Origin of the sequence: Megasphaera hominis, from assembly GCF_014269395.1 — a bacterium.
Taxonomy (GTDB): domain Bacteria; phylum Bacillota; class Negativicutes; order Veillonellales; family Megasphaeraceae; genus Megasphaera; species Megasphaera hominis.
In genome coordinates this window covers 42,564-58,061 of the sequence record NZ_JACOGK010000020.1, presented here as the reverse complement: position 1 = coordinate 58,061, position 15,498 = coordinate 42,564, and the positions used below count along the sequence as shown (strand labels likewise).

Sequence of the window (15,498 nt, the reverse complement as noted above, 5' to 3'; positions counted from 1 at the left end):
CTAGCACCGTATGTAGTTTTTCTTCTGCACAAACCTTAGTTCTATGCATATTAAATGCTCCCTTCCAAGTAGAGTGAGATTTTATTATTTCTCATGTCTACCTAGAAGGGAGCATATCACCCTGTGTGACTGTTTTTGTCATTTTTCGCTATTCAATTACATTGCATTAGCCCCAAATGTCGCCGACTGTGAAGCCTTCAGGGAAGGGATCTGTCGAGTCGAGGACGAGATTGTTAAACCCATAAATCCAGGATTCACCTGTAATCGTCGGAATGACTGCCTTATGACCGGCAATTTCCGTTTCTTCAATCAAGTGGCCTGTGTAAACGACGCCCATGAGCCCTTCATGACGGAAGGCTTCGTTCAGCTTCAGTTCGCCTTTGGCATACATAGCTGCCATTCTTGCGCACGTACCGGTACCGCAGGGGCAACGGTCCAAGGCGCCGATCCACGTAGACGGGTTGTCGAAATCTACGGCACCGGAGGCTACGGTTACGGCATTCTTGACATCCGATTTTTCCGGGTTCGGGCTCGGTCCGAAGAGCTGGGAAATGGAAATCCCTACGCCCGGATAGTTCGGGTGTTCTACCGGCAGCTGATCCTGTGCTGCTTTCAGGATCAACGAGGAGATACGCGTAATTTCGCGGCCCTGATCCGGTTCCAGTGCGACCCACGGGAACTGGCGTACATCTGCCATGACATAGAACATGCCGCCCCAGGCTACGTCAACGGTTACTTTTTCTACACCGTGACCGATATGCGGTACTTCAATTTCTTTGTTTACGTATACGGCAAAGGCCGGTACATTCTTGAAGGTAACTGCCGTTACTTTGTCGTTTTCATACATGGCCTTAATGCCGATCAGGCCAGCCGGGCATTCAAGAATGAATTCATTCAGGCCTTCCTTGGCCGGAATCATGCCCGTTTCCAACAGTACCGTTGCTACAGAAATGACATTGCCGCCGGACATCATCGGATATTCGGTCTGTTCCATAATGATGAATCCTGCTGCTGCGGAAGGATCCTTCGGCGGTACAATGACGTTGCAGCACATGGGCGGATAGCCGCGCGGTTCACGCAGTAAGAATTTCCGCAGCCCATCGCCGTACTGGCGTAAATATTCTTCCATTTCATAGACGCTGTTGCCGGGAATCGGGCCAATGCCGCCGGTTACGACGCGCATCGGTTCGCCATCATGTGTTTCTACGCAGTTGATTACTCTTTTGAATCCCATCTTAATTTCCTCCTTTTGATACTTGCTATTTTTTAGCAGCACCTGGCTGCTTAAAACCTATATCAGTGACCGCTGGCAGCCGTCTGGGCTGCGTTCGTGTGATCTTCGTGCTTCATGAATTTAGGCAACGTTTCCGGTGCATACTTCTGGCAGAAGAAACCACCGAAGAGCAGTGCTGCCGCGCAGACGCCCAAGGTCACGTAGATGCCGAAGTCGTCCATGAAAACCGGCAGCATAAAGGTACCGGCTGCCGCACCAACACGGCTGCAGAAGATGGAAAAGCCCAGGCCGGAACCACGCATACGCGTATTGAACAGTTCAGGCGGATAGGGGTTTTCCGATACGACGGAAATAGCCATGCCCATGGCGAAAATGAGGAAGCACGTAACAGTAACGTATACGGAAATACCCTGCAGAAGAATCATGCCGATGATACCGGCTGCTGCGACGTAGAACGTGGACAAGAGGAAAGCCCGGCGGGAAATTTTATCGAAGAGAATAACCCCAATGACGGCGCCAGCCAGTACAAAGATATTGTAGGCTGCGGCAACCAAGCCCGGGTCGCCAACATTCATGCTCTTAACGATGATAGGGATGAAGATCCCTACACCGAAGTACGGGAATACCTGTGCTGCGTAGAAAACGCCACTAACCAGAGTATTCGTGCGGTATTCCGGCTTAAACAGTTCGGCCAATGTTACCTTTTCCCCTGTATTATCGGCTTCGTACGGCGGCAGGGTGTACTGGGCACCGATGTAACGATGTACGAGTTCAAGCCCCTGGTCATACTTGCCTACCGTAGACAGCCATTCGGCCGATTCAGGAATACGGCAGATCAAGCGGACGATACCGGCGACGAGGGCCGGAATAGCCGACGACATGAAGATGAATTTCCAATTATCTGCGCCAAAGCCCGTAATGACACTGCCCGTAAAATAAGAACCGACAAAACCGATAGTCCAGAAAATGATGAGCAGGCTCTGCGCCTTCGGGCTCCATTCTGCCGGCAGCCATTCTGTCAGGAGCGAGGCCCCTGTCGTATAGTCGACGGCAATGGTCAGTCCCAGGAGGACACGGACCACAAAGAGAATCAGCGGATCGTTAATGAAATACTGAATCAAGGCCAGCGCAGCGAAGACGAGCATATCGAAAAGAAAAAGCGTCTTGCGGCCTACGCGGTCGACAATATTGCCGACGATGAGGCTGCCCATGAGACCGATCAACGTACCGGAACCCAGGAGCCCTACCCAGAAGCTGTTCAGGTTCAGGGCGCTTGTAGCCTGCGCCAAGCCTGTGCCGGCAATGCCCAAGGTATACCCGCAGGCAATCTGGCCCAAGATAAAACAGAGAAATACTTTTTTATGAAATGTTAAGAGTGGTGCATCTTTCAAACTGATACTGGTACTCATGGCGACCAACCTTTCCGGCCTTTTGCATAAGGCCCTCTCTCCTTTCCTTCCGGACTACCGTCTGGCAGTCCGTACAGAAAGGATATCCATGAACTTCGTAAACATCTTAGATAACATTCGTTTCGTGCAGATTCTTGATAGCATCCATATCCAGATGGAGCAAATCATGGAGAATCGCATCGGTATGCTGCCCCAGCTGCGGTGCCGGCCGTTCAGCCTGGTCAGCACAGCCATGAATTTTCATCGGTGTTCCCGGTACGGAAATCGTTTCGCCAAAGGCCGGATCATCAATCTGCCAAAGCATGTGACGGCGTTTGATGATCTCACTTTCACAGGCTTCCTTCGTATTGCAAATGCGGCCGAAGGGAATGCCTGCCCCTGTCATCCAGGTTTCCAGCTCAGCCAGCGTGTGCTGGCTGCTCCATTCTTCCAGGAGTGGTTTTAATTCATCCAGGTAGTGGTCACAACGGGCCTGGTTATCGATGAAATGAGGGTTTTCTGCCAGTTCCGGTCGATTCATGACCTGGCAAAGGGATTTCCAGAATTTCTGTGTCCCACAGGCAATGGCAAAGCTGCCATCCTTGGCTTTCAGGACATCGAAGGGCGCAATTTCCGGATCGCGGTTACCTGCCGGTTCAGCGATTTTGCCATTCAAGGTGTAAGAAATGGCCCCTGTTTCAAGGATCGAGAAAATCGTATCGAGCATGGACACATCTACGCGCCGTCCTAAGCCCGTCCGTTCCTTCTGATATAAGGCCATGACGATGGCCAGGGACAAGTACGTACCGGAATAGTTGTCGGCAATGGCCGGGCCGACCTTGAAGATATGGCCTTTTTCACCGGTCATGCTCATGAGGCCGCCCATGGCCTGAGATACGACATCGTAGCTCGGCTGCGTAGCTTCAGGACCTTCCAGGCCAAAGCCGGAGATGGATGCATAAATCAGCTGTGGGTTGATTTCCTTGAGGACATCATAGCCGAGGCCCATCTTTTCCATCGTGCCGACGCGGAAGTTTTCACAGACGACGTCGACTTCGCGAATCAATTTTTTGAAGATTTCCTTACCTTTTTCTTCCTTCAAGTTCAGCGTAAGGCCGTACTTGTTGCGATTGACATAGGCATAGTAGCCGCTGGCACCATTTTTGAAAGGCCCCCAATTACGGCTCTGGTCCCCTTTGCCGGGAATTTCCAGCTTGATGACGGTTGCGCCATGGTCCGCAAGATGCATCGTGCAAAACGGGCCACTGTAGGCATGCGTTAAGTCTAGAATGCGGACACCGGTCAACGGCTTAACTGCTAATTGTTCAATTGTTTGTTTCGCTGTTTGTTTTGCACTTGCACCCATTGTTCCGGCCTCCTAGCCCCAAATGTCGCCGACTGTGAAGCCTTCAGGGAAGGGATCTGTCGAGTCGAGGACGAGATTGTTAAACCCATAAATCCAGGATTCACCTGTAATCGTCGGAATGACTGCCTTATGACCGGCAATTTCCGTTTCTTCAATTAAGTGGCCTGTGTAAACGACGCCCATGAGCCCTTCATGACGGAAGGCTTCGTTCAGCTTCAGTTCGCCTTTGGCATACATGGCTGCCATTCTTGCGCACGTACCGGTACCGCAGGGGCAACGGTCCAAAGCGCCGATCCACGTAGACGGGTTGTCGAAATCTACGGCACCGGAGGCTACGGTTACGGCATTCTTGACATCCGATTTTTCCGGGTTCGGGCTCGGTCCGAAGAGCTGGGAAATGGAAATCCCTACGCCCGGATAGTTCGGGTGTTCTACCGGCAGCTGATCCTGTGCTGCTTTCAGGATCAACGAGGAGATACGCGTAATTTCGCGGCCCTGATCCGGTTCCAGTGCGACCCACGGGAACTGGCGTACATCTGCCATGACATAGAACATGCCGCCCCAGGCTACGTCAACGGTTACTTTTTCTACACCGTGACCGATATGCGGTACTTCAATTTCTTTGTTTACGTATACGGCAAAGGCCGGTACATTCTTGAAGGTAACTGCCGTTACTTTGTCGTTTTCATACATGGCCTTAATGCCGATCAGGCCAGCCGGGCATTCAAGAATGAATTCATTCAGGCCTTCCTTGGCCGGAATCATACCCGTTTCCAACAGTACCGTTGCTACAGAAATGACATTGCCGCCGGACATCATCGGATATTCGGTCTGTTCCATAATGATGAATCCTGCTGCTGCGGAAGGATCCTTCGGCGGTACAATGACGTTGCAGCACATGGGCGGATAGCCGCGCGGTTCACGCAGTAAGAATTTCCGCAGCCCATCGCCGTACTGGCGTAAATATTCTTCCATTTCATAGACGCTGTTGCCGGGAATCGGGCCAATGCCGCCGGTTACGACGCGCATCGGTTCGCCATCATGTGTTTCTACGCAGTTGATTACTCTTTTGAATCCCATCTTAATTTCCTCCTTTTTACTTTCACGTGACATATATGTTACTTTATGAACTTTATTCCACAGGTGTTTCTCTCGTTTCTTCCCGTGTCTCAGCCGGCTTTGCTTCCTCTAGGCAGCCATAGTTCTTTTCCCGGATGCACTTTTCACAAAGCTTGAAGCTGGCGTAAATACAGGCAATGACTACGAAGGAGACCGGCACACCAATGAGGACAAACATGCCTTTGACGGAATTGACACCGCCTGAGGCAACGAGCACATAGGCTACGGTCGTAATGAGAAGACCCATGATAATCTTAATTAATTTCGGCGCTTCATCATCAATCTGCAGGTTCCGCACGCTCAGCGTAGCCAGGACGGCTGCCATAGGATCGGCGAGACAACAGAAAGAAATACATGTGGAAACGATGAAAGCGGCCATGAAAATCGTGCCAAAAGGCAGGCTGGACAGAATCTGGAAAATTGTCGTCTGCATGCCATACGTGTGGACGGCACTCCAGATGTCCAGGATTCCCGAGGTCTGCAGCTTAATCGTCATGCTGCCAAAAATGCCGATCCAGAACATGCAGAAGACAGAAGGAACGACAACACTGACCATGAGGAACTTGCGTACTGTATGGCCTTTAGCCATACGACTGAAAAACATACCGATTACCGGAGCATAGACGAAGAAGGAGCACCAGTACTGAATAATCCAATCGGCAAACCAATGATCCTCCGGTACCAGGGAATTCATGATCGTCGTATGCATCCCCCAATGATCGATCATGTACCCTGTCGCTTCTGTCCCCAGCTTGCTCATAAATTGCGTATCCCCCAAGAGGATGACAAAAACGAGGATGGACATGAAGATGAATATCTTCAACGTGGCCAGCCGCTGCAGGCCCCGTGCCATGCCGCACACACAGGATATGGTAAAAATGGAACAAATACAGACAGAAATAATCAGCCAGACAAGTTTTGACTGAGGAATGCCCAGGAGCAATTCGATTCCCGCGCCTACCTGCATGACGCCTACTCCCATAGAGTTGGAGACGGCGCCACACAGGCAGAAGATAATCAGCGCGTGTACCAGAATCGTCAGCTTCGGCATAGGGCGGCCAAAGATTACTTCCAGTAACGACCCAAAAGACAGGCTCTTTTTCAGATTATACGTCACGATGGCAAAGCCGACGGCACAAATGCCGTACATAGCGTACTGGATGAAGGACCAGTCCCACATGGCCTGCGAAATGGCATATATGGCTGCCTGCCGGCTAAAGGGTGTCACTCCGGCCGCAACAGGTGGCGTAGCAAAATGAAATATCGGTTCCCCCATGGCCCAAAACAGGATCCCCGTCCCTAATGAGCCGGCAATAGTCATGCAGCACCAGCTAAATGTGCTGTACTGGGGCTTCACATCAGCGCCACCAATTTTGATGTCCCCATACCGATAGATGATAAAGACTAGCACCAGGAAAATCATGCTAAGTGATAAAAGATTGATGTACCAGCCCAGGTTATTCGCCAGGCTGTACAGGAGCCCGTTGAGGAAAGCTCCCAGCTGTTCCTGGTCGAACACACCGGCGAGGATGAACAGCCCTAAGGCAATGGTCGCCGGCCAAAAGGACCAGGGATTGAGGTGCTTATCAAACGTATCCGCTTGCATCTTCATGTTTACATCTCCCTAGGAATCACAGCTCACTGCAGCACCGCATCTGCCTCCTTATGCCTGTTCCAGCAGAAAACATGAAATTCACGAATTTTTTATTCAGCTGTAAATGCCGTAACGGCCGCTTCAATCGTCGCACCTTCGGCTAAGTCACCAGCCTGGACCGTTACCCGGGCCGGTTTGTGTGTACCGAAAAATTCACTGTACACTTCATTGAACGCTTCAAAATCGTTGAGATCTTTCAGATACACATCAACTTTTGCGATTGTTTCCTTCGTACCGCCGCCGGCTTCGACGACGAGGAGCAAACAATCCAGAACCATTCTCGTAGCCTTGCGGATATCCGTGACGATTTCATTCGTATTCGGATCAAGGGCAATCTGGCCAGACGTGAGAATCAGGTTGCCGTATTTCGTACCATACGAATACGGGCCGGATGTTCTGGGCAGCTGCGGGTTCGTTAAAAATTCAATTGCCAAATTGGTCACCTTATTTCCATGAGATCTTGCATTCAGCTTATTTTTTTTCTACTGTTGCTACGCCTTTTTGATAGCAAACAAGGTTGGACGGCGTGTTGTGGCCTTTTTTTTCGAAATAGGCATTGAGGCCAGCACCGAATTTCTGCGTATCCATGAGCTTCGTCGCTTCAATGAGTGCGCCGAGCATTACCAGGTTGGCAGCGCGGCTGTTGCCTGCTTCATTGGCTTCGTTCGTTGCCGGAACGGCATAGACGTTGACGTTTTTCGGGAAGTCATGTTCGCCTACCATAGAGCTGTTGATGATGACCGTACCGCCGTCACGCATATTGCCGACATACGTTTCATATGCTTCATCGCTCATGGCAAAGAGGATATCATACTGGGAAGGATAGGGACTGCCGATTTCTTCATCGGAGACAACGATGTTGCAGCTTGCGGAACCGCCACGCATAGCAGCACCATAGGTAGAAGTCCAGCTTACGTTTTTGCCTTCTGCCGCTGCAATATTGATGAGGATTTTACCGGCCGTCAGTACACCCTGGCCACCTAAGCCGCTCATAATAATATCTGCCATTATTGTACACCTCCACGATCTGTGTATACGCCTACGGGGAATATTTTTTCGTTTTCGTTTTTAATCTTTTCCATAGCCTTGACCGGATCGAGTTTCCAGTTCGTCGGGCACGGGGAAAGGACTTCGATGAGGGAGAAGCCTTTGCCATCACGCTGGTTTTCCAGGCCTTTTTTGATGAATTTCTTCGTCTGTTCGATGTGCTTGACATCGTAGAGAGCACCGCGGGCAAGGAATTCTACATCGTAGTTCTGGAAGGATTTCAGCATATCTACAGGGTGGCCCATCGTATCAGGATTACGGCCGGCCTTGCTGCTGACGGTCTTGTCACCGACGAGAGTCGTTGCCAGGTTCAGCTGGCCGCCGGTCATGCCGAAGATACCATTGTTGGCGACAATCATCGTAATGGGTACATCGCGGATAGCAGCGTAAGACGTTTCGGAAAGACCGATAACGTAGGCACAGCCATCACCGGAGTGCACGTATACGTTAGCTTCCGGGCGAACCCGTTTGATGCCAGTCGCTACTGCTGCAAGACGGCCATGCGGGCCGGCGATCATATCATAGTCCAAGGCGTCGAGAGACCAGTAGGAACAGGCAATGTCAACGACACCAATGGTTTTATCCTGCAAGTTCAGTTCTTCTATAGATTCAGCAATGAGGCGCTGAATGATGCCATGGCCGCAGCCACCACAGTATTCTGTCGTATTCACAATCGATTCCGGTTTAGCAAATTTTGCCATTTTAGAACACCTCCGTCTGCTGAACCTTGCCAGCTTTGATATCTTTACAGAAATTGACAATGTCTTCTGCTTTCGGAATGTATTTCGTCGTCAAGTAGCTGTAGAACGGTTTCTGATGTTTCATTGCCAGGAGAACGTCTTCGCCCATCTGGGAGGACATGCCCATTTCTACCGTTACATAAGCTTCTACGCTCTTAGGCATTTTTTCGAAAGCCTTGCGCGGGAACGGCCATACCGTGATCGGCCGGAGCAGGCCCAGTTTGAAGCCTTCCTTGCGGGCCTGACGTACAGCAGATTTGCAGACACGGGAGGAAATGCCAATGGCTACGAGAACGATTTCTGCATCATCCGTCTGGAATTCTTCCCAGCGCTGTTCATTTTCATACATGGTCTTGAACTTGTTGCGCATGAGTTTTTCCCATGCTTCAAAGCCGATGGTGTGATCGAGGTTATAGACTTTGTTCTTCTTGACACCTAAGGGTTTACCTGTCAGCGTCCAGTCGAATTTGTTGATATCGTGTTCTTTTGCCGGTGGCAGCGTGCATTTTTCAATCATCTGGCTGATGGCACCATCAGTAAGAATGATGACCACGTTGCGATATTCTTCTGCTTTGTCGAAGGCCTGGTAGGTCAGTTGTACGCATTCATCGACAGAAGCCGGTGCATATACGAGCTGACGGCTGTCGCCATGACCACCGCCACGCACAGCTTCCCAGTAGGAGTCCTGGCCGGCTGTGATTTCGCCGTCACCTAAGCCGTAACGCATAGCGTCGACGAGGACACAAGGCAGGTTGTACGACGAGAGGTAGGAAATTTCTTCCTGCTTCAGGTCGAAGCCCGGGCCGGAGGAGCTGGACATGCAGCGTGCACCGGCAGCGGCAGCGCCCCAAATCATGCTCATGCTGGCGATTTCATTTTCACCCTGAATAAAGGTGCCGCCGTATTTCTGCATATTCGAGGACATATATTCCAAAATTTCACTTTGTGGAGTAATAGGATAGCCTGCATAGAAACGACAGCCTGCCCGCAGGGCAGCTTCCGCAATGGCTTCGTTCCCTTTCATCAATACGTAGTCTGCGCTCATTTTATAACCCCCTTTCGCTTACGCTATTGTAAATACGCAATCCGGACATGTCTTGTAGCACATGCCGCAGCCAATGCATTTTTCTTCATCAACGCGGATAATCTGATATCCTTTTTTGTTTACTTCTTCGAGAGGAATAATTGCCTGTTTAGGACATGCACCGACACATAATCTGCAGCCTTTGCATAATTCCGTGTTTGGTTTTGCTTTAGCCATCTTGAGCCCTCCATTTTGTTGAATGAATTACAATTATATGAAATGAAGCATACGTATTTTGAAACGCTGTTTTACATTTCTCTCTTCGCGTTTTATAATACTATTTTCAAATTCAAATGTCAATATATAATTCTCGTTTTTGTATTTTATTTTGATTATTTTAATATTGTTTACTATATTTCATTTTTACCAACTATCGTTTCAAAATAAATATTTAGAATTTCAAAATACAGTTTGACAGAATGGGAACTGTGTTGTTACAATAGAAACGGACAAATATAAGCTTATATCTATCTTTACACGAAAAAGAAGGGATTATCATGCCAACTGAAAAACCTGCCTCCTTTCAGGCAATTGACCGTGCCTGCCTGGTATTGGAAACCATTGCCGACCAGGGACAAATGAGCCTGAACGATTTACATACCAGGCTGAAGCTGAATAAGGCATCCCTTTCCCGCATTGTATTATCCTTGACAGAAAATGGCTTCCTAAACCGTGATGAAAAGAGTGGCGAATATTCCTTATCGCTAAAGCTCTTCGAAATCGGTGTGAAAGCGACGAAAGCGACGAACTATCCCCGTCTCATTACCAGTGAGCTCGAGAAGCTCGCTTCATCGCTGCAGGTCGTTGCCCAATTCTCCGTCGAGGACAACGGCGAGCTCCTGTGCCTGCAAAGTATAGATCCGGAAAATATGAATTCCTTTTCCGTCTATACCAGCGTCGGCGGCCGTTCGCCTTTATACGCAACTAGTGCCGGAAAGGCCATTTTAAGTACCTATACGAATGAGGAAATCATGGAAAAGTGGAATACCTTCCATGTCAAGACGATTACGCCGCATACGCTTACGACTCTCGATGCCCTGCTTCAGGACATTGCAGAAACGCGAAAACGCAAGTATGCCGTCGATCATGAAGAAACGGAACCAAACCTCTTCTGCATCGGCGCCGTCATCATGAACTACACAAACCGCCCTATTGGCGCCATCAGCCTGTCAGCCCATAGCCTGACAGCGGAGGAAGAAAAGCATTACAGTGAAGAGCTATTGAAAAGCGTCCAGCTCTTGTCAGCCAGTATGGGCTATACCGGGCCGGTCCGATAACAACAAAAGCTGCCGGCACAGAAATGAGTTCTGTGCCGGCAGCTTTTGTGTATCTATAAACTAAAAAAAAAGAACCACCGGGAAACATCCCAGTAGTTCTTTGTCCAGTAATCTGGCGGAGTGAGAGAGATTCGAACTCTCGCAGGCCTTACGACCTCTAACGATTTAGCAAACCGTCCTCTTCAGCCTCTTGAGTATCACTCCATATATCGCTGACTATATGATAATACAACATTTATGAGGTAATGTCAAGAGATTGTTTATCGGTTTGTCTAATTTTGCAGTCAGGATTTATCCTTTCTGATTGATAGCTTCTTCCAGCCGTTCCATCTTGCCGTTCATCATGTTCGTATAGCCCGGACGGATGTCGGCCTTTAAGACAACAGACGTACGGATCCCTTTATCCGTAAAATGCTGTGTAGCCTTTTTGACAACTGCCATGACGTCGTCCCATTCCCCTTCAATTTCCGTAAACATGGAATAGGTATGGCACGATAAACCGGAATCACGAATGATCTTTACCACTTCTGCTACGAGCGGCGCGTATTCATCGCCTGTGCCACTGGGAGCAATACAAACAGCAACGAGTGTATTCATTTCAAAAGACCTCCTCACGTAAAAAAAGAGAAATACGTTCTTCTTTCATTATACTGTTTTCCTGCTATTTGTCCACCAGTATAGAAAGACCAGTGCTGCCTCTGCAGTGCCTCATTCCTTGTCTGACGGCCGCTGCTGCCATAACCTGTCTTATTATTCATAAAAAGATTCTAACTGGCTTGTATGGCCGGCAAGGGCACTACAGGCTAAACGATAGGATCACAAAGAAAAACCGCCTTCCTCAGAAGGCGGTTAAAGAATCAGATTCTGTTAGATCTGCTACATCCGTAAATTCCGTATATTTCAGGCTTTCCTTATCGGCGGCAAAGACGATCGTGCCACTAATCTTACGGCGTGCCTGCAGCATGGGGATCCAAAGCCGGTCTCCACTCCACATGTCCTCATAGGGCAAGGTCGCAGCGGAAAACCAGCGCGGCTCCATTTCTTCCGTGGGAGCCGGCGTACCTTGCCACGTATGTACGAGGTAGACGTAACCGATATGATCAAGCTCTGCGTGCGTATCAAAACGGAAGTCCAGGAAGGCCACAAGTTCCAGGTCCGCTTCCTTAGCGACCAGGCCCGATTCTTCCCGGAGCTCACGTACGGCACACTGGCGGAACGTTTCGCCTGCTTCCAGTTTACCACCGAAGCCGTTCCATTTCGCTACGCCAAAGCCCCGCTTTTTACGGCCCAGAAGGAATTCTCCTGCGGCGTTAATGGGAAAACATAACGTAGTCGGACGCATGGAAAACACATCCTTTCCCTTATTTTCCTTTCTTTTTCATGTTCTTGAAATATTCATGTTCCTTATTGAGTTCCTGGAGGATCGTATGAATAGACCAGGAAATGTTGTTGGGCGTCAGCATGGCTTTAAGAGGAACATTTTTCAGACGGCCCCGGCGGATACTGTCTAAGAGAAGATTTACGTTCTGATTATCGAAGCCACAGAGAATCAGGGCTTCCTTCGTAACCGGTTCCAATTGTTCATCTTCTCCGACATTTTCGTGTACCTTTTCGTTGCCTTCTGTCGTTTCCGTCTTCATGGCCGCGATTTCTTCGATTTCTTCATCTGTAAGACCCAACACTTTGCCTACCGTTTCATCCTTTTCTTCTTCTGTAACGGCTTTAACCTGCGCTTTAGTCAGCATGCCGAGGAGCTTCAGCTGCTTTAACCGTTCCGGCGTAAAGTTTACTGCCAGGATCATTTTGAATGCCATAACTATCCTCCCTTTCATTATAAAAAATAATCTAAAAAAAGTCGCTGTGGCATAGTACCACAGCGACTCGTCTACCAATCAGATGCTATTTACGTTCCGGAAACCGTGCCCGGCCCGTACTTAGACTAATTCGATGATAACGATCGGAGCTGCATCACCCTGGCGGAAGCCTTTTTTAATGATGCGGGTATAGCCGCCCTGGCGATCTTTGTATTTCGGTGCAATTTCATCAAACAGCTTTTTAACTACATCTTCGTCCATGATATAAGCCAGAGCCTGGCGACGTGCATGAAGATCACCACGTTTAGCGAGGGTAAGCATTTTGTCCGCTACTTTGCGGAGTTCTTTTGCTTTTGCTTCCGTAGTTTCAATGCGTTCATACTGGAACAAAGAGGTAACAATGCTACGCAGTAATGCTTTACGTGCAGAGCTGTCGCGTCCTAACTTTCTATAAGCCATCGTTCATCCTCCTAAATCTTATTCATCACTGGATTTCAGGTTGTACCCATAATCCCGTAACTTTTCAATGATTTCATCAACGGACTTCTTGCCTAAGTTACGAATCTTGGCAAGATCATCTTCCGTATGTTCTAACAAATCAGCTATGGTATAAATATTGGCGCGCTTCAAGCAATTCGAAGCACGTACGGAGAGGTCGAGAACTTCGATCTTAATACCGGCCGTATCTGCACCAGATTCCGTATCTTCACCGGGTTGATCATTATTGACGAACTCACCGTTGGTTTCATTTACTTTCGGGTTCGTTGCAATGTCCTGGAAGAAATTCAAATAGCTGATCATAATGGAAGCAGCCTTAGCTACAGCATTTTCAGCTGTAATGCTGCCATCGGTCCATACTTCTAGCGACAGCGAATCATAATCCATTTCGTTGCCGACCCGGATATTGCCTACTTCGTAATTCGTCCGAACTACAGGTGAGAAAATGGAGTCAATAGGAATGACACCAATCATATCTGTATCTTTCTTGTTCTTCGTAGACGGTACGTACCCTTTACCGCGTTCGATATGGCACTGCATATGAATATGAGCATCCGTATCAAGAGTTGCAATATGAAGTTCCGGGTTCAAAATTTCAATGTCTGTGTTTACGTCAAGATCTTTTGCGGTGAATTCGCATTCGCCATTTACGTCAACTGTGATATCAAGTTCATCAATATCGTCGCGTGTGAACTTCATGCAAAGCTGCTTCAAATTCAGAATGATATCCGTTACATCTTCACGAACACCGGGGATGGTAGAAAACTCATGCAACACGCCATCGATTTTAATCGACGTGATAGCAACACCATCTAACGAAGCTAAAAGAATGCGCCGCAAACTATTACCCAATGTGATTCCGTAACCTCTATCCAGAGGTTCGCATACGAATTTTCCGTATTTGCCGTCTTCGCTTTTATTCGCGATATCAATCTTAAACTTGTTGTCATCACTCATTAGGAAAATCCTCCTATTTCAGAATCAAACCAACTTGGAATAAAGCGCAGACTATTATACGCGTCTACGTTTCGGCGGACGGCAACCGTTATGCGGGATTGGTGTTACGTCTTTAATGGAGTTTACTTCTAAGCCAGCTGCCTGTAATGCGCGGATAGCAGCTTCACGACCGGAACCAGGACCTTTTACGAAAACTTCAACCTGACGCAGGCCATGTTCCATAGCAGCTTTAGCAGCTGTTTCAGCAGCCATCTGAGCAGCAAACGGAGTGCTCTTACGGGAGCCGCGGAAGCCCATTTCACCAGCGCTGGCCCAGCTCAGAGCGTTGCCCTTTGTATCGCTGATTGTGACGATGGTGTTATTGAAAGTAGAACGAATATGAGCAGCGCCCGATTCTACATGTTTCTTTTCTTTTTTCTTATTGCTTCTTACGTTATTCTTAGCCAAAATCGTGTCCCTCCTTACTCAAAAATTATTTTTTCTTACCAGCAATTGCTTTGCGCGGGCCTTTACGTGTACGAGCATTTGTCTTTGTGCGCTGACCGCGAACAGGAAGACCTGCACGATGACGCTTGCCACGATAGGAATTTACTTCAATGAGACGTTTTACGTTCAGAGCAGTTTCACGACGAAGGTCGCCTTCTACTTTGTAGTCCGTACCGATAACTTCACGGATTTTCTGAACTTCATCTTCCGTCAGATCGCGAACGCGAGTGTCGGGATTGATGCCCGTTTTAGCAAGGATTTCCTGAGAAGAGGAAAGACCAATGCCAAAAATGTATGTTAAACCTACTTCTACACGTTTGTCACGTGGTAAATCTACACCGGCTATACGTGCCATCTATTCATTCACCTCCTGAGAATTAACCTTGTTTCTGTTTATGTTTTGGGTTTTCGCAAATGACCATAACACGGCCTTTGCGTTTAATAATTTTGCATTTTTCGCAAATCTTCTTAACCGACGGTTTTACCTTCATAATTAACCTCCTGCGTAATCAAGCTTACTTAAAGCGATACGTAATACGACCGCGATTCAGGTCGTACGGTGTCAATTCCATCGTGACCCGGTCACCTGGCAGGATACGGATGAAGTTCATCCGCATTTTTCCTGATACGTGAGCCAGCACGATGTGGTCGTTTTCCAACTTTACCTTGAACATAGCATTTGGCAGTGCTTCGACAACGACTCCTTCGACTTCAATGACATCCTGCTTAGACATGTCTTACCTCCCTGGTAGATTCAACCTTGGCCCGATTCAATACGGACCGTATCCATTCGTTGCTGATTCGTGTGGAACTGGCGTCCTGAGCGGTTACGCT

The 15,498-nt window shown here is 48.5% G+C and carries 20 protein-coding genes and 1 tRNA gene; 1 reads left to right on the top strand and 20 read right to left on the bottom strand.

Translation table 11 applies throughout. The features are described 5' to 3' along the window. Window positions 1-166: 166 nt before the first annotated feature. The 10 genes from H8J70_RS07885 to H8J70_RS07840 all read right to left on the bottom strand — a co-directional run bounded on the left by H8J70_RS07885 (window position 167) and on the right by H8J70_RS07840 (window position 9,809). Window positions 167-1,234 (bottom strand): proline racemase family protein, encoded by a 1,068-nt coding sequence (locus tag H8J70_RS07885; protein ID WP_186503368.1) that lies wholly within the window; start codon window positions 1,232-1,234, stop codon window positions 167-169. 62 nt (window positions 1,235-1,296) lie between these two features. Then, window positions 1,297-2,643 (bottom strand): MFS transporter, encoded by a 1,347-nt coding sequence (locus tag H8J70_RS07880; RefSeq protein ID WP_186503372.1) that lies wholly within the window; start codon window positions 2,641-2,643, stop codon window positions 1,297-1,299. Between the two features lie 106 nt (window positions 2,644-2,749). Next, window positions 2,750-3,988: a CaiB/BaiF CoA transferase family protein gene (locus H8J70_RS07875; RefSeq protein WP_186503370.1), complete on the bottom strand. Its 1,239-nt coding sequence runs from the start codon at window positions 3,986-3,988 to the stop codon at window positions 2,750-2,752. 12 nt (window positions 3,989-4,000) lie between these two features. Beyond that, window positions 4,001-5,068 (bottom strand): proline racemase family protein, encoded by a 1,068-nt coding sequence (locus H8J70_RS07870; protein WP_186503368.1) that lies wholly within the window; start codon window positions 5,066-5,068, stop codon window positions 4,001-4,003. A 52-nt stretch (window positions 5,069-5,120) separates the two neighbouring features. Continuing rightward, window positions 5,121-6,719, bottom strand: a complete 1,599-nt coding sequence (locus tag H8J70_RS07865; RefSeq protein ID WP_222433631.1) for a BCCT family transporter — start codon at window positions 6,717-6,719, stop codon at window positions 5,121-5,123. Between the two features lie 92 nt (window positions 6,720-6,811). Then, window positions 6,812-7,195 carry a RidA family protein gene (locus H8J70_RS07860; RefSeq protein ID WP_186503366.1) on the bottom strand — a complete coding sequence of 128 codons (384 nt, stop codon included), beginning with the start codon at window positions 7,193-7,195 and terminating at the stop codon, window positions 6,812-6,814. 37 nt (window positions 7,196-7,232) lie between these two features. Continuing rightward, window positions 7,233-7,769, bottom strand: a complete 537-nt coding sequence (locus tag H8J70_RS07855; RefSeq protein WP_186503364.1) for a 2-oxoacid:ferredoxin oxidoreductase subunit gamma family protein — start codon at window positions 7,767-7,769, stop codon at window positions 7,233-7,235. After that, a complete protein-coding gene (locus H8J70_RS07850; RefSeq protein WP_186503362.1) occupies window positions 7,769-8,509 on the bottom strand; it encodes a thiamine pyrophosphate-dependent enzyme in 741 nt (246 codons plus the stop codon). The genes H8J70_RS07855 and H8J70_RS07850 overlap by 1 nt, the downstream gene beginning before the upstream one ends. A 1-nt stretch (window position 8,510) precedes the next feature. After that, window positions 8,511-9,593 (bottom strand): 3-methyl-2-oxobutanoate dehydrogenase subunit VorB, encoded by a 1,083-nt coding sequence (vorB, locus tag H8J70_RS07845; protein ID WP_186503360.1) that lies wholly within the window; start codon window positions 9,591-9,593, stop codon window positions 8,511-8,513. A gap of 18 nt (window positions 9,594-9,611) precedes the next feature. Further along, window positions 9,612-9,809: a 4Fe-4S binding protein gene (locus H8J70_RS07840; protein WP_186503359.1), complete on the bottom strand. Its 198-nt coding sequence runs from the start codon at window positions 9,807-9,809 to the stop codon at window positions 9,612-9,614. 320 nt (window positions 9,810-10,129) lie between these two features. Between H8J70_RS07840 and H8J70_RS07835 the strand changes: the two genes are divergently transcribed. Then, the gene (locus H8J70_RS07835) at window positions 10,130-10,909 is read left to right on the top strand and encodes an IclR family transcriptional regulator (RefSeq protein WP_186503358.1); all 780 of its coding nucleotides are present in this window, start codon (window positions 10,130-10,132) and stop codon (window positions 10,907-10,909) included. A gap of 113 nt (window positions 10,910-11,022) precedes the next feature. On the opposite strand, the gene H8J70_RS07830 is transcribed toward H8J70_RS07835, so the two are convergent. The 10 genes from H8J70_RS07830 to infA all read right to left on the bottom strand — a co-directional run bounded on the left by H8J70_RS07830 (window position 11,023) and on the right by infA (window position 15,398). After that, a tRNA-Ser gene (locus H8J70_RS07830) sits at window positions 11,023-11,113 on the bottom strand. An 87-nt stretch (window positions 11,114-11,200) separates the two neighbouring features. Then, window positions 11,201-11,506, bottom strand: a complete 306-nt coding sequence (locus H8J70_RS07825; RefSeq protein WP_186503357.1) for a thiamine-binding protein — start codon at window positions 11,504-11,506, stop codon at window positions 11,201-11,203. Window positions 11,507-11,747: 241 nt separating this feature from the next. Continuing rightward, window positions 11,748-12,251, bottom strand: coding sequence for an 8-oxo-dGTP diphosphatase (locus tag H8J70_RS07820; protein ID WP_186503356.1), 504 nt, complete (start codon window positions 12,249-12,251; stop codon window positions 11,748-11,750). A gap of 19 nt (window positions 12,252-12,270) precedes the next feature. Then, window positions 12,271-12,723 (bottom strand): DUF3783 domain-containing protein, encoded by a 453-nt coding sequence (locus H8J70_RS07815; RefSeq protein ID WP_246415308.1) that lies wholly within the window; start codon window positions 12,721-12,723, stop codon window positions 12,271-12,273. Between the two features lie 120 nt (window positions 12,724-12,843). After that, complete coding sequence (rplQ, locus tag H8J70_RS07810) at window positions 12,844-13,182, bottom strand: 50S ribosomal protein L17 (RefSeq protein WP_186503355.1); 339 nt, start codon at window positions 13,180-13,182, stop codon at window positions 12,844-12,846. 18 nt (window positions 13,183-13,200) lie between these two features. Then, window positions 13,201-14,178, bottom strand: a complete 978-nt coding sequence (locus H8J70_RS07805; RefSeq protein ID WP_186503354.1) for a DNA-directed RNA polymerase subunit alpha — start codon at window positions 14,176-14,178, stop codon at window positions 13,201-13,203. Between the two features lie 54 nt (window positions 14,179-14,232). After that, entirely contained in the window at window positions 14,233-14,625 is a 393-nt protein-coding gene (gene rpsK, locus H8J70_RS07800; protein ID WP_186503353.1) for a 30S ribosomal protein S11, read from the bottom strand. A gap of 25 nt (window positions 14,626-14,650) precedes the next feature. Further along, entirely contained in the window at window positions 14,651-15,019 is a 369-nt protein-coding gene (gene rpsM / locus H8J70_RS07795) for a 30S ribosomal protein S13 (protein ID WP_186503351.1), read from the bottom strand. Window positions 15,020-15,041: 22 nt separating this feature from the next. Then, a complete protein-coding gene (rpmJ, locus tag H8J70_RS07790; RefSeq protein ID WP_007391661.1) occupies window positions 15,042-15,155 on the bottom strand; it encodes a 50S ribosomal protein L36 in 114 nt (37 codons plus the stop codon). A 24-nt stretch (window positions 15,156-15,179) separates the two neighbouring features. Then, window positions 15,180-15,398, bottom strand: coding sequence for a translation initiation factor IF-1 (infA, locus tag H8J70_RS07785; protein ID WP_186503349.1), 219 nt, complete (start codon window positions 15,396-15,398; stop codon window positions 15,180-15,182). Window positions 15,399-15,498 lie beyond the last annotated feature (100 nt).